Genomic DNA, 13,835 nt, shown 5'->3' on the forward strand with positions numbered 1-13,835 from the left:
GTCCGATCCGTCAGCCCTCCCGGCCGCCGGAGGGCGGCAGCAGGCCGAGCCGCTTGTCCCGGAACTGGGAGAGCACCCCGACCGCGGACCGGCGGGACCCGGCGGTGGCCAGCAGGCTCGGGGAGCTGTCGCCCACGAAGTGCTCGCACACGCCGCGGTGCGCGGCGTACGCGCCGTCCAGCGCGTCGCGGAAGCCGGCGATCAGCCCGTCGTCGCCGAGCGCGGCCCAGGCGTCGCCCGCGTCGGCGAGCGCGCCGATCAGCGCTTCGTGGTCCCGCCAGCGCAGCCCGCTCATCTTGGGCGGGGCGATCGGCGGCATCAGCGTCGGCCGGATCTCCGCCACGTACTCGTCGTTGCCGGAGTCGCCCGCGAAGCGCAGGGCACCGCGCGAAGCGCGCATCATGGTCGTGGCGGTCCGCGCCGCCGACCGGGCGCCGGCCGTGTCGCCGGCGTCGGCGGCCGAGCGCAGGCAGCGCAGCGCGACCGCGCCGCACTGGGCGAAGACCATGAAGACGTGGTGGCCGCGGACCCACTTGCGGAGCGCGTCCTTCGGCAGTGCCTCACCATGCGGGCGCGGTGGGCCCGGCGCCGGACGGACGGGAGGGTCGGCGGGGTCGGCCGGCCAGCAGGTCACCGTCGCGAAGCCGGCGAACAGGTCGGCCCAGTCGTCCCCGGGCAGCCCGGTGCCGCACCGGCGGGCCGCCTCCAGAAGCCCGATCAGCGCGGCCAGCCCGGCGTCGACCATCAGCGGGAGCGCGGCGCCGCCGTGGCGCTCGATCCCGAAGGCCAGGTCGTTGTCGCGGTTGGCCGCCGACTCCCGCGGGTCGTCCCGGACGCGAGGCCCGTGGTCGGCGGCCAGCGCCGCGCGCGCGGCGCGGGCGGCGCCTTCCAGCGTGTCGCAGCCGGTCCACGCGGCGTCGTCGAGGAGCCGGACGGCGTGCCGGGTGCCGGCCCCGGCGGCGGCGACCTCCGCCAGATCGTCCGGCAGGTCCTCCGGGCGGCCCAGACGGAACGGAACGGTCGCCACCTGCGGCAGATAGTCGGTCATCGGCTGTGCCCTCTCATCGCTCTCCGGCGTCCGCCGGCTGCGCGGCCTGGCCGGCGAACTGGCGGTGGTACAGGTCGGCATAGAGGCCGCCCTCGGCCAGCAGGCTGTCGTGCGTCCCGCACTGGCGGACCGTCCCGGAGTCGATGACCAGGATCTGGTCCGCCTCCCGGACGGTGGACAGCCGGTGCGCGATCACCAGCGAGGTGCGGCCGGCGAGGGCCGTCGTGAGCGCCCGCTGGATCCGCGCCTCGGACTCCGAGTCCAGGTGGGCCGTGGCCTCGTCGAGCACGACGATGGGCGGGGCCTTGACCAGGAGCCGGGCCAGCGCGATCCGCTGCTTCTCCCCTCCGGAGAACCGGTAGCCCCGGTCGCCGGCCATGGTGTCGAGCCCGTCGGGAAGGCTCTCGATGGTGTCCCAGATCAGCGCGGCCTTGCACGCCTCGACGAGGTCCCGCTCGCCGGCGTCCGGCCGCGCGTACAGCAGGTTGGCGCGCAGGGTGTCGTTGAACAGGTGCGCGTCCTGGGTGACCACGCCGACGTGCTCGCCCAGGGACGCGAAGGTCAGGTCGCGGACGTCGTGGCCGCCGATGCGCACCGTGCCCGACGTCGGGTCGTACAGGCGCGGCACCAGATGGGTGATGGTGGTCTTGCCGGCGCCCGACGGGCCGACCAGCGCGGTGAGCGTGCCCGCCGGGACGTGGAAGCTCAGGTCGTGCAGGACTCCGCGGGAGGCGCCGACCCGGTCGGTCGCGGGCTGCGCGGCCGACTCCAGCGACGCCAGCGACACCTCCTCGGCGGCCGGGTACCGGAAGAAGACGTTCTCGAACTCGACGCCGGACGCGCCGCCCCCGGGCCGGCCCTCCTCATCGGATGGCCCGGAGACCGGTAGGGCACGCGCGCCCGGCCGTTCCGCCACGAGCGGCCGGAGGTCGAGCACCTCGAAGACGCGGTCGAAGCTCACCAGGGCCGTCATGACGGACGACTGCATGCTGGAGAGCTGGTTGATGGGGCCGTACAACCGGAGCAGCAGCGCCACCATGGCGACCAGGCTCCCGACCCCGAGCGCGCCGTCGATGGCCAGCGCGCCGCCGAGGCCGTACACCAGGGCCGTCGTGAAGGAGGTGAGCAGCATGACGGTTATCGGCAGGAACTGCGCCCAGGTCACGGCCGTGACGCCCGCGTCGCGCAGCCGGCCGGCCTTGGCGGCGAACAGCTCCCGCTCCTCGGGCACCCGCCCGTAGAGCTTGGCCAGCAGCGCGCCCGCGACGTTGAACCGCTCGGTCATCATCGAGCTCATCTCGGCGTCCTGCTCCATCACCGCCCTGGACAGGCGCTGCAGCCGGTGCCCGATCTTCCGCCCGGGGATCAGGAACAGCGGGATCATCGCCAGCGCCGCCAGCGTGATCTGCCAGGACACGTAGAACATCGCGGCCAGCCCGAGGAGCAGGGTCAGCAGCGCCGACAGGGCCTGGGACAGCAGGATCGTCAGGGCCTGCCGGGCGCCCATCACGTCGGCGTTGAGCCGGCTGATCAGCTTTCCCGTCTGCACGCGGGTGAAGAACGCCAGCGGCTGGTGCTGCACATGGGCGAACACCGCGGTGCGCAGTTCGTAGACGATCCCCTCGCCGACGCGGCCCGAGGCCCGGTTCTGGACGAAGCTCGCCACGGCGGCCACCAGCGCGAGCCCCGCGAGCCCCAGGCTGAGCCCCACGACGAGGGAGAGGTTCTCCCGCGCGATGCCGCGATCGATGATCAGCTTGAGGACGAGCGGGCTGGCCGCCGCGATGCAGGCGTCGAGCACCGTGGTCGACAGCAGCAGCGCGATCTGCCACCGGTAGGGCCGCGCGTACGGCAGCATCCGCCGGATCGTCCCGCGCTTGACGCGCCGGCGGGGCACCGCCTCATGGGCCGGCCGGAGGCTGAGCGGGCCCATGCGGGAGCCGCCGGGCGTCGTCATGGCGCCCGCCTCACTCCCGCGCCGTTGACCGCGGGCGCCGTCCCGCTCTCGCGGCCGAGGAACTCGATGATGGCGGCGTTGACCGCGTCGGGGCGTTCCAGGTACCCGATGTGACCGGCGTCGGGGATCTCCACGAGGTCGCAGCCGGGGATCGCGTGCGCGACCTCGGCGGCCAGGTGGGGCGGGCAGGTCAGGTCGTCGGAGAACGCGATGACCCGGCAGGGCACGGTGACCCCGCGCAGCGCGGCGCGCCGGTCTCCCTGGGTCTCGACGGCGGCGAGCTGCCCGTGGGCGGTGTCGCTCCCGGAGACCTCGAAGACCTCCAGCCAGGTCGCGACCGCGGCCTCGTCGTTCAGCGTCCGGGTCGAGAGCATCTCCAGCACCGCCCGGGTGGCCCGGTACCCGGGCGGCAGCCGGACTCCGCTGGCGTGCAGCTCCCGGTCGGCGGCCGACTGCGCGCGCCGGAACGCGTCGGAGCGGGCCCGGGGGGCGATCAGCACCGCCGAGCGCACCAGGTCCGGGCGGCCGAGCGCCAGCTCCTGCGCGATCATGGCGCCCAGCGAGGCCCCGGCGAGGTGGCACGGGCCGAGGCCGAGCGCCTCGATCAGTCCCGCGGTGTCGGCGACCATCTCGGCGAGGGTGTAGTCGCCCTCGGGCGCGTCCGACGGCGCGACGCCCCGGTTGTCGAACGTGATCGTCTCGTATCCGGCCCTGTTCAGCGCCGGCGTCTGATGCATGGACCAGACATGTCCCGCGGCGGACGACCCCATGATGAGAAGCACTGGCTCTCCATGGCCCGACCGCCGATACGAGAGCCGGATTCCGTTGCTCTTGACAAAAGGCATAGAGACCTGTCATTTCCCATCGTCTGGGAGCGGAAAAATGGCAGTGACGGCGTCACAGGCCACCCGATCAATACCATGGACCGTATCCGCCCCTCCTGCCCGTTCAACTGCCGCGCGGATGCAGTTGAACACCTGGGCCAGGAACGGAAAGTGCAGAGTATGGTCCGGTCTGCATCCATATCTTTTCAATCGGAGGTAGGCCGCAGATGGCCGATGAGCCGCTGTTCCTCAAGTCGAAGGTCATTGTCGAGCCGTTGCTGGACCGGTTTATCGCCTGGCCGTACACGGTGGCTCCGGTGCAATCGGCGATGAATCTCGCGTTCCTCCAGGTGCCGCTCCTCGAGTCGTACCTGCAGTCCCCCCAGGTGCACATCGCCGCCAGCGGCAATCCGGAACTGCGCGGCGGCTACTTCGTCAACATCCCGGCGGAGCGCGCCGACGAGGTGCGCGACCTGCTCGCCGGGATCAAGCGCGACCGGGCGCATATCCTGCGGTTCGCCGAGGCGGTCGCCGAGGGCCAGGAAACGCTGCGCGCCAATGCCACCGGATTCGACCTGACCCCGCTGTACGACAAGCTGCCCCCGGAGGTGAGCGGTCTCGTCGAGCTCGCCTACGACACCGACAACCAGGCGCAGATGCGCTTCATGGAGCCGGTCGCCTACACCACCGACCTCTACCAGGAGTCGCGCCAGTCGGTGCAGCTGTCGTTCGAGACCGGGATCGAGCGGCCGTTCGTCCTCAGCACGCCGCGGCTGCCGTCACCGGACGTCCTCGAACTCGGCATCCCCTTCCGCCACCCCGGTCTGGAGGAGCTGTTCAAGGCCAGGGTGCACCCCACGACCCTCGGCCACCTGCGCGAGGCGCTGGAACTGGACGACGCGCAGACCGAACGGCTCTCCGGAATGCTCGCCGAGCGGCCCGCCCTCGCCCCCGACCGCCACATCGACGCCGGCGGCCGCGTGCGCTACTTCGGGCACGCCTGCCTGGTCCTGCAGACGCCGCAGGCCGCCATCGTGACCGATCCGTTCATCAGCGCGGACAGCTCCGCCGGGGACCGCTACACCCTGGACGACCTCCCCGACCGCATCGACCTGGTGCTGATCACCCACGGGCACCAGGACCACATCGTGCTCGAGACGCTGCTGCAGCTGCGCGGCCGGGTCGGCAGCGTCGTCGTGCCGCGCGCGTCCCGCGGCAACCTGTCCGACCCGTCCCTCGGCCTGATGCTCAAGCACCTGGGGTTCTCCGTCACGGAGGTCGACGACTTCGACGAGGTCGACTTCCCGGGCGGCAAGGTCACCGCCACGCCGTTCCTCGGAGAGCACTGCGACCTCGACATCCGGGCGAAGTCGACGTACTGGGTCGAGCTGGCGGGCAAGAAGATCTACGTCGGCGCCGACTCCTCCGGCATCGCCCCGTCGCTCTACCGCCACGTGCGGCAGCACCTGGGCGTCGCCGACATGGCCTTCCTCGGCATGGAGTGCGACGGCGCGCCGCTGACCTGGCTCTACCAGGCGCTGCTGACCATCCCGGTCACCAAGAAGATGAGCGACTCGCGCAAGCTCTCCGGCTCCAACGCCGAGCAGGCCGCCGCCATCATGACCGAGCTCGGCGCCGGGTCGGCGTACGTGTACGCCATGGGCGAGGAACCCTGGCTCGGCCACGTCATGGCCACCACCTACGACGAGGACACGTACCAGATCAAGCAGATCGACGAGTTCCTGACCTGGTGCAAGGACCGGGGGATCCCGGCCGGCCACCTCTACGGCCGGCAGGAATGGCGCTGGTGACGGCCGCGCCCCCATGCCATCGGCGGGCGGCGCACCCCCGCGCCGCCCGCCGCGTCCGATCCCGCAACCACCACACACCGGAAGGCAGGCGCCGACATGCTCACAGCGGTGGTCCCCGTCCGCAGCAAGCCCCGCATGTGGGGGTGGACATTCCGATGACGATCACCGTCCGGGCGCCGGCGTCCGGTCCCGCCGCGCCCGATCGCTCCTTATCGGCCGGTGCCACCAGGATCGTGGGCATCGGCACCGCGACCACGGAGACGTCCTACTCCCAGCGCGAGATCCTCGACATCTTCGACATCACCGATCCCCGGGTCCGGTCCGTCTTCCTCAACAGCGCGATCGAGCGGCGCCACCTCGTGCTCCCCCCGCGGGACGCCGGCGGCGGCCGCGTCACCGAGGCCCAGGGCGACCTGCTCGCCAAGCACAAGGCCCACGCCCTGGAGATGGGGGCGAAGGCGGTCCGGGCCTGCCTGGACGACGCGGGCCTCGGCCTGGCCGACATCGACTACCTGTGCTGCGTCACCACCACGGGATTCCTCAGCCCGGGCCTGAGCGCCTACCTCATCCGCGACACGGGCATCCCGCCCGGCGTCGTCCGCGTCGACGTCGTCGGGATGGGCTGCAACGGCGGCCTCAACGCGCTGAACGCGACCGCCGGCTGGGCCGCCGCCAACCCCGGCAAGGTCGCCGTGATGCTGTGCGCGGAGGCGTGCTCGGCCGGCTACGTCATCGACGGCACGATGCGCACGGCCGTGGTGAACAGCCTGTTCGGCGACGGTGCCGCCGCCGTCGCCCTCGTCGCCGGCCCCTCGGACGGCGCGGACACGACCGCCGGGCACGCGTCCGCCGGTCCCCGCATTCTGGGCTTCGCCGGCCACCTCATCGGCGACGCGATCGGCGCGATGCGCTACGACTGGGACGACGCGCAGGGCAAGTTCAGCTTCTACCTCGCCCCGGAGATCCCGTACGTGGTCGGCGCGAACGCCGGCCACGTCGTCGCGAGGCTGCTGTCCGGCGCCGGCCTGCGCCGCAGCGACATCGGCCATTGGCTGGTGCACTCCGGCGGCAAGAAGGTCATCGACGCGGTGCGGATGAACCTGGGCCTCACCCGCCACGACGTCCGGCACACGACCGGCGTCCTGCGCGACTACGGCAACCTGTCGAGCGGCTCGTTCCTGTTCTCCTACGAGCGGCTGCTCCGGGAACGCGTCACCCGGCCCGGCGAGTACGGGGTCCTGATGGCCATGGGACCCGGATCGACCATCGAGACGGCACTGGTGCAGTGGTGACGGGGGCGGCGGGATGACGAACGCACAGTACGAGACGATCGGGGATCTGCCCGCGCGGGCGCCCGGTGACCTGCCCCTGACCATCGACGGGCGCGGGCCCGTGACGCCCGGGATGGTGGCCGCCGTGGCCGCCGTCTGCGACGCCGCGGAGGACCGGGCCGGCGCGAGCAGGGTCGTCGTCCGGGTGTCGGGTGCGCCCGGCGGGCCCGAGCCGGCGGGGCTGACGGTGGATCTCGTCAGCAAGTGGGAACGCGCGCTGCGCCGGCTGGAGCGCCTGCCCGCGGTCACGGTCGCCGTGGCCGACGGCGACTGCGGCGGGCCGGCCCTGGACGCGTTGCTGGCCACCGACTACCGCATCGCCACCCCCGCGGTGCGCCTGGTGCCCTCCGTCCTGGCGGGGACGACCTGGCCGGGGATGGCGCTCTACCGCCTCGCGCAGCGCGGCGCGGCCGCCGCGCCGATCCGCCGGGCCGTGCTCTTCGGGACCCCGGTCGCCGCCGCCGACGCGCTCGCCCTGCATCTGGTGGACGAGGTGGCCGACGACCCGGAGGGCGCCCTGGCGGCCGTGGAGGTGACGGCCGTGCCGGGATCCGAGCTGGCCATCCGGCGGCAGCTGATGTCGGAGGCGTCCACGACCGGTTTCGAGGAAGCGCTGGGCGCCCATCTGGCGGCCTGTGACCGGGTCTTGCGCCGCGCCGCCGTCGGGGCCGCGTCGTGACCGCCGCCGACCACCGGACGCGGAGCGCTCCTCGCGCGGAGGCGTCCGGCCTGGACGCCGCCCGCGCCGAGCTCGCGGAGGCGGCGACCCGGGTCGATGACCTGCTGGCGGGCCTGCCCGAGCCGGGGGAGCGGTCGCCGGAACAGAGACTGGCCGCCGCGTCGGCCCTGGAGTCGGCCCGCGCGCTGCGCTCCCGGTTCATGGACCGGCATGCCGAGGCCGTCTACGACGAGCTCACCGCCGGCCGCACACGCCGGCTGAGGGTGGCCGAGCTCGCCGAGGCCGCCGCCCTGGCCTTTCCGGGGCTGGTCCCCGGCGCGGAACGGCTCGCGGCCGAGCGCGCCAGGCCGCAGGCGGCCAAGGAGGGCCACGAGATCGACCAGGGCATCTTCTTCCGCGGTGTGCTGCGCTCGCGATCGGCCGGCGCCCACCTGGTCGACGCGATGCTGCGCCCGACACCGCGCGCTCTCGCCCTGCTGCCGGAGTTCACCGCGACCGGAACGGCCGACCTCGGATCGGTGACCCTGGAGCGCGCCGACGGCGTGGCCCGGCTGACCATGTGCCGGGACGACTGCCTCAACGCCGAGGACGAGCGCCAGGTCGCGGACATGGAGACCGCCGTCGACCTGGCGCAGCTCGACCCGGCCGTGGAGGTGTGCCTGCTGCGCGGCGGCACGATGACCCATCCCCGCCACCGCGGGCGGCGGGTGTTCAGCGCCGGCATCAACCTGAAGGCGCTGCACGCCGGGGGCATCTCGCTGGCCGGCTTCCTCCTGGGGCGCGAGCTCGGCTACATCCACAAGATCGTGCGCGGCGTGCGCACCGACCGCCCGGCGGCGTGGCGTTCCCCGGCCGCCGGGAAGCCGTGGGTCGCCGCCGTGGACACGTTCGCGATCGGCGGCGGCGCCCAGCTGCTGCTGGTGTTCGACCACGTCCTGGCCGCGGCCGACGCCTACATCAGCCTGCCCGCCGCCCAGGAGGGCATCATCCCCGGGGCCGCGAACCTCCGCCTCCCGCGCGTCGCGGGCCATCGGCTCGCGCGCCAGGTGATCCTCGGCGGCCGGCGGATCCGGGCCACCGAGGCCGACGCCCGCCCGCTGGTGGACGAGGTCCACGAGAGCGACGAGCTGGACGAGGCCGTCGAACGCGTCCTCGCGCGTTCACGCGGCCCCGCCGTGGCGGCCAACCGGCACATGCTCAACTTCGCGGCGGAGCCGGAGGACGAGTTCCGCCTCTACATGGCCGAGTTCGCGCTGCAGCAGGCGCTCCGGCTCTACAGCGAGGACGTCCTGGAGAAGGCCGGCCGCTTCGGAAGGCGGCCGTCATGAGCACGATCCGCAGTGCACCGCCGCCAGAGCCGGCCGGCGCGCGACCTGGAGGTGACACATGGAGATCCGCTCGATAGATCACATCGAGTTATTCGTCGAGGACGCCGAGGAGGCGGCCACCGCTCTGCGCGACCAGTTCGGTTTCGCTTTGGCAGGCCGCGGTGGAGCCCACACGGGCCTTCGCGGATGTGAGTCGGTGCTGTTGCGGCAGGACGGCATCACCCTGCTGCTGACCTCGGCCACCAGCCCGGACAGCCGTGCCGCCGAGTACGTCGCGCGGCACGGCGACGGCGTCGGCGTGATCGCCCTGCGCGTCGACGACGCGCAGGCCGCGTTCGCCGAGGCGGTCGAGCGCGGGGCCGCCCCCGTCGCCCCGCCGGAGACCTTCGGTCCCGAGGGCGCCCGGGTCTGCTTCGCCTCGGTGACCGGGTTCGGCGACGTGGAGCACCGCTTCGTCTCCCGCGACCTGCCGGGCGGCCCCTTCGCCCCGCTGATCGAGGAGACCGGCTGCGGCCGCTCCGGCTGGGGCCTGGTCACGGACGTCGACCACATCGCGGTCTGCGTTCCCGCGGGCACGCTCGGGGAGACGGTGCGCCGCTACGAGGAGGTCTTCGGCCTGCGCCAGATCTTCGAGGAGCGGATCGTCGTCGGCTCCCAGGCCATGGACTCGAAGGTCGTCCAGAGCCGCTCCGAACGCCTGACCCTCACGATCCTGGAGCCGGACGTCACCCGCGACCCGGGCCAGATCGACGCGTTCGTCGCGGCCCACGACGGCGCCGGGGTCCAGCACATCGCGTTCCTGACCGAGGACATCCTGACCGCCGTGGCCGAGAGCGCCGAGAGGGGCGTGCGGTTCCTCACCACGCCCCCGAGCTACTACGACATGCTGCCGTCCCGCCTCGGACCGATCGACGTCCCGGTGGAGGCGCTGCGCGAGCTCAACGTCCTGGCCGACCGCGACCACTCGGGGGTCATGCTCCAGATCTTCACCGAGTCGCGGCACCCGAGGGGCACCCTCTTCTACGAACTGATCGACCGCCGCGGCGCCCGCACCTTCGGCAGCAACAACATCCACGCCCTCTACGAGGCCGTGGAGCGCCGGAAGGCGAGCGACCCGATCGCCCAGGACTGAAGAGCTCCCCGGCGATGAGACTGACGCTCGACGACTTCGCGCGATCGGCCAGGGCCCGGCTCGACCCCGCGGTCTGGGACTTCTTCGAGGGCGGCGCCGGTGAGGAACGGACCCTCGCCGCCAACGTCGAGGCGTTCGACCGGCGGTGGCTGCGGCCGCTGGTCCTGCGCGGCGCCGGCCGTCCCGAGACCGCGACCACGATCCTCGGCCGCGCCTGGGACGCGCCGGTGGCGATCGCCCCGCTGGCCTACCAGACCCTGGCCCACCCGCTGGGCGAGCTCGCCACCGTGCGCGGGACGGCGGCGGCCGCCCGCGTGCCGGTCGTGATCAGCACCTTCGCCGGACGCGACCTTCGGGAGCTCTCCGGCGCCGGCGGCCCCCTCTGGTTCCAGGTCTACTGCCTGCGCGAACGCTCGATGACGCGGCGCATCATCGAACGTGCGGAGGGCGCGGGCTTCGAGGCGCTCGTCCTCACCGTCGACGCGCCCCGCCTCGGCCGGAGGCTGCGCGACCTGCGCAACGGGTTCCGGCTTCCCGAGGGGATCGTCCCCGCCAACCTCGACGGCCACGACTTCACCGTGCCGGCCGCGCACGCCAGGGCCGAGTTCGCCCCCGACCTCGACTGGTCGGTGGTGGACTGGCTGCGCTCGGTCAGCGCGCTGCCGATCCTGCTCAAGGGGATCCTCACCGGCACCGACGCGGTGCGGGCGGCCGAGGCCGGGGCGGACGGCATCGTCGTGTCCAATCACGGCGGCCGGCAGCTCGACGGCGTCCCCGCCACCCTCGACGTCCTGCCGGAGATCGCGGCGGCGGTGGCCGGGCGCGTCCCCGTCCTGCTCGACGGGGGAGTGCGCCGTGGCCGGGACGTGCTCGCCGCGCTCGCGCTCGGCGCCGACGCGGTGCTCCTCGGCCGGCCGGTCCTGCACGGCCTCGCGGTCGGCGCCGCCCAGGGAGTGACGGACGTGCTGGACATCCTGCTCGGCGAGCTGACCGACGCCATGGCCCTCGCGGGCCTCCGCGCGCTCGCCGACATCGGCCCCGATTCCGTCCGGCCCGTCGCGGCCGCCCAGCCAGTGGGAGAGAGTGCATGAGCCAGTCCGCGTCGCCCGGACCCGATACGCTGACCGTCGGCCGGGACGTCGGCGGGCGGCCGCTCGCCCCATGGAACGAGACGGACAGGGAACTCCCGGAGGCGACCCTCCCGGCCCTGTTCGAGGCGCAGGCGGCGCGTACCCCCCGTGCCGTCGCCCTCCGTTTCGAGGGCCGTGACTGCGGCTACGCCGCGCTCAACGCGCGGGCGAACCGGCTGGCCCGCGCCCTCGTGGACCGGCGGATCGGCCCGGAACAGGTCGTCGCCCTGGCGATGCCGCGATCCATCGACGTCATCGTGGCCATGCTCGCCGTGCTCAAGGCCGGCGGCGCGGTGCTCCCCGTCGACCTGTCGCACCCGGCACCCCGCGTCGCCGGAATGCTGAAGGACGCCGGGCCGGCGCTGACGCTGACCGCGGACGGGTCCCCGCCGCACCTCGGGCGGCACGGCCGGGTCCTGCCGTTCGCGGCACTGGACGGCGAGGCCGCCGGCCGTTCACCGGTGGACCTCACCGACGACCGGGACCGCGTCGCGCCCCTGCACGTCGGCCATCCCGCCTACGTGGTCTACACCTCGGGCTCCACGGGTCGTCCCAAGGGGGTGGTCGTCACCCATCGCGGGATACCGAGCCTGTCCGCGGCCCAAGCGGAGGAGTTCGGCGTCGGGCCGGCCAGCCGCGTCCTGCAGTTCGCCTCCTTGGGCTTCGACGCCGCGGTGTCCGAGATCTGCATGGCGCTCCTGCACGGCGCGACGCTCGTGCTCGCGCCGCAGGAGCGGCTGATGCCGGGGGCGGCGCTCGCCGACGTGGTCACCAGGGAGTCCATCACCCACGCCACGCTGCCGCCCGCGGTACTGCCCCTCCAGGAAGGGCCCGACCGGCTGCCGCCGGACCTCGCGCTCATCGTGGCGGGGGAGGCCTGCCCCGCGGGCGTCGCCGACCGGTGGTCGCGCGGCCGGCTGATGATCAATGGCTACGGGCCGACCGAGAGCACGGTGTGCGCGACGATGGCGCGCCTGCCGCCGGGGGCGGGCAGGCCCCCCATCGGCCGGCCGATCCTCAACACCCGGGCGTACGTGCTGGACGACCGCCTGCGGCCGGCGCCGGTCGGCTCGGTCGGGGAGCTGTTCGTCTCGGGGCACGGGCTCGCGCGGGGATACCTGCGCCGGCCGGGCCTCACCGCCGCCCGGTTCGTCGCCGATCCCTTCCGCTCGGACGGCTCCCGCATGTACCGCACCGGCGACCTCGCCAGCCGGCGCCCCGACGGCATGCTCGACTTCCACGGCCGCGCGGACGACCAGATCAAGATCCGCGGATACCGGATCGAGCCCGCCGAGATCGAGGAGGTGCTCCTCACCGACCCCGAGGTCGCGCAGGCGCGGGTGCGGCTGCGGCGCATGGGGGACACCGCGTACCTGGTCGCCTACGCGGTGCCGGTCGAGGACGGCCACGTCTCGGCGGCGGGCCTGCGCCGCAGGGTGGCCGAGGCCCTCCCGGACTACATGGTCCCGGCGGCCGTGGTGGCGATCCCCGCGCTCCCGCTGACCGCCAGCGGCAAGCTCGACCTGGGCGCGCTGCCGGCGCCCCGGTTCGTGCCCCGCGGCTCCCGTGCCGCGCCCCGGACGCCGCAGGAGGAGGTCCTGTGCAGGATCTTCGCCGAGGTGCTCGTGCTGCCCGCGGTCGGCATCGACGACAACTTCTTCGAGCTCGGCGGGGACTCGCTGCTCGCCGCCCGGCTGGCGAGCCGGATACGCCTCACGCTCGGCGACGACCTGCCCATCGCGTCGATCGTGGAGGCGGGCACCCCCGGCCGGCTCGCCCGGCTGCTCGGGCTCGACCGGCGGGAGAGCGCGCTGGAGGTCCTGCTGCCGCTCCGCGAATCCGGGTCGAGGCCGCCCCTGTTCTGCGTGCACCCGGCGGGCGGGATCGGCTGGTCGTACGCGAGGCTGCTGCCCCATCTCGACGCGGAGCAGCCGGTGTACGGGATCCAGGCCGGCGGGCTGACCGGCCGCCTGCCGCCGAGCCGCGGCATGGACGAGATGGTGGACCGCTACCTGACGGTGATCAGGTCGGTGCGGGGCACCGGGCCGTACCGCCTGCTCGGCTGGTCCTTCGGCGGCCTGGTGGCGCACGCGCTGGCGGCCCGGCTTCAGGAGCAGGGAGAGCGGGTCGAGTTCCTCGCGATGCTCGACACCCATCCCCGGGTCCCCTCCCGGTTGCGGCACGCGGGCACCGAGGCGGACCTGCTGGCCGATCTCCTGCACTTCATCGACCTGCCGTCCGATGAGGCGGTGACCGGGCCGATCGACCGCACGACCGTGCTGTGGCTCGCCCGCCGCGAGGGCAGCGCGCTGGCGAGCCTCGACGAGGTCACCATCGGGCGCATCGTCGACGTGTTCGCCGCGAACTACAAGATCCTGCTGGACCACGCCCCACCGCGGGTCAGCGGGGACGCCCACCTCTTCACCGCGGTCCGCGGGGACCGGGACGGCCTGTCGGCGACGGCGTGGAAGCCGTTCGTCGAGGGAGAGGTGCACGAGCACGAGGTGGACTGCGAGCACCGCGACATGGGCCGGGCGGCCCCGATGGCCCGGATCGGATCGGCGGTGCGCGCGTTGCTCGCCTCGATCGACTGAA

General features: G+C 73.6%; 10 protein-coding genes. 7 read left to right on the forward strand and 3 right to left on the reverse strand.

The window, feature by feature from the left end:
* Positions 1–10: 10 nt before the first annotated feature.
* The 3 genes from K8Z49_RS48210 to K8Z49_RS48220 are packed head-to-tail and all read right to left on the reverse strand — an operon-like array spanning position 11 to position 3,850.
* Positions 11–1,048, reverse strand: a complete 1,038-nt coding sequence (locus tag K8Z49_RS48210; protein ID WP_024933945.1) for a hypothetical protein — start codon at positions 1,046–1,048, stop codon at positions 11–13.
* Between the two features lie 13 nt (positions 1,049–1,061).
* Positions 1,062–3,005 (reverse strand): ABC transporter ATP-binding protein, encoded by a 1,944-nt coding sequence (locus K8Z49_RS48215; RefSeq protein ID WP_111833237.1) that lies wholly within the window; start codon positions 3,003–3,005, stop codon positions 1,062–1,064.
* Positions 3,002–3,850, reverse strand: coding sequence for an alpha/beta fold hydrolase (locus K8Z49_RS48220; RefSeq protein ID WP_024933946.1), 849 nt, complete (start codon positions 3,848–3,850; stop codon positions 3,002–3,004). The genes K8Z49_RS48215 and K8Z49_RS48220 overlap by 4 nt, the downstream gene beginning before the upstream one ends.
* Before the next feature lie 206 nt (positions 3,851–4,056).
* Between K8Z49_RS48220 and K8Z49_RS48225 the strand changes: the two genes are divergently transcribed.
* From K8Z49_RS48225 to K8Z49_RS48255, 7 genes are all read left to right on the forward strand, one after another.
* Complete coding sequence (locus tag K8Z49_RS48225; protein WP_021598978.1) at positions 4,057–5,640, forward strand: MBL fold metallo-hydrolase; 1,584 nt, start codon at positions 4,057–4,059, stop codon at positions 5,638–5,640.
* 155 nt (positions 5,641–5,795) lie between these two features.
* A complete protein-coding gene (gene dpgA / locus K8Z49_RS48230; RefSeq protein WP_075023184.1) occupies positions 5,796–6,932 on the forward strand; it encodes a 3,5-dihydroxyphenylacetyl-CoA synthase DpgA in 1,137 nt (378 codons plus the stop codon).
* A gap of 13 nt (positions 6,933–6,945) precedes the next feature.
* Entirely contained in the window at positions 6,946–7,650 is a 705-nt protein-coding gene (gene dpgB / locus K8Z49_RS48235; RefSeq protein ID WP_412517225.1) for an enoyl-CoA-hydratase DpgB, read from the forward strand.
* Positions 7,647–8,978 carry a (3,5-dihydroxyphenyl)acetyl-CoA 1,2-dioxygenase DpgC gene (dpgC, locus tag K8Z49_RS48240; RefSeq protein WP_412517226.1) on the forward strand — a complete coding sequence of 444 codons (1,332 nt, stop codon included), beginning with the start codon at positions 7,647–7,649 and terminating at the stop codon, positions 8,976–8,978. The genes dpgB and dpgC overlap by 4 nt, the downstream gene beginning before the upstream one ends.
* 58 nt (positions 8,979–9,036) lie before the next feature.
* The gene (gene hppD, locus K8Z49_RS48245; protein ID WP_075023187.1) at positions 9,037–10,110 is read left to right on the forward strand and encodes a 4-hydroxyphenylpyruvate dioxygenase; all 1,074 of its coding nucleotides are present in this window, start codon (positions 9,037–9,039) and stop codon (positions 10,108–10,110) included.
* Between the two features lie 14 nt (positions 10,111–10,124).
* Entirely contained in the window at positions 10,125–11,201 is a 1,077-nt protein-coding gene (locus K8Z49_RS48250) for an alpha-hydroxy acid oxidase (protein WP_412517227.1), read from the forward strand.
* Positions 11,198–13,834, forward strand: a complete 2,637-nt coding sequence (locus K8Z49_RS48255; RefSeq protein WP_021592445.1) for an amino acid adenylation domain-containing protein — start codon at positions 11,198–11,200, stop codon at positions 13,832–13,834. Before K8Z49_RS48250 ends, K8Z49_RS48255 begins: the two co-directional genes overlap by 4 nt.
* Position 13,835: the final 1 nt, after the last annotated feature.

Origin of the sequence: Actinomadura madurae, assembly GCF_047130825.1 — a bacterium.
Taxonomy (GTDB): domain Bacteria; phylum Actinomycetota; class Actinomycetes; order Streptosporangiales; family Streptosporangiaceae; genus Spirillospora; species Spirillospora madurae.

What these genes read in the sequence shown, in the direction of transcription:
- K8Z49_RS48210 (WP_024933945.1), bottom strand. Translation starts at nt 1,048, where the DNA reads ATGACCGACTATCTGCCGCAGGTGGCGACCGTTCCGTTCCGTCTGGGC.
- K8Z49_RS48215 (WP_111833237.1), bottom strand. Translation starts at nt 3,005, where the DNA reads ATGACGACGCCCGGCGGCTCCCGCATGGGCCCGCTCAGCCTCCGGCCG.
- K8Z49_RS48220 (WP_024933946.1), bottom strand. Translation starts at nt 3,850, where the DNA reads ATGCCTTTTGTCAAGAGCAACGGAATCCGGCTCTCGTATCGGCGGTCG.
- K8Z49_RS48225 (WP_021598978.1), top strand. Translation starts at nt 4,057, where the DNA reads ATGGCCGATGAGCCGCTGTTCCTCAAGTCGAAGGTCATTGTCGAGCCG.
- dpgA (WP_075023184.1), top strand. Translation starts at nt 5,796, where the DNA reads ATGACGATCACCGTCCGGGCGCCGGCGTCCGGTCCCGCCGCGCCCGAT.
- dpgB (WP_412517225.1), top strand. Translation starts at nt 6,946, where the DNA reads ATGACGAACGCACAGTACGAGACGATCGGGGATCTGCCCGCGCGGGCG.
- hppD (WP_075023187.1), top strand. Translation starts at nt 9,037, where the DNA reads ATGGAGATCCGCTCGATAGATCACATCGAGTTATTCGTCGAGGACGCC.
- K8Z49_RS48250 (WP_412517227.1), top strand. Translation starts at nt 10,125, where the DNA reads ATGAGACTGACGCTCGACGACTTCGCGCGATCGGCCAGGGCCCGGCTC.
- K8Z49_RS48255 (WP_021592445.1), top strand. Translation starts at nt 11,198, where the DNA reads ATGAGCCAGTCCGCGTCGCCCGGACCCGATACGCTGACCGTCGGCCGG.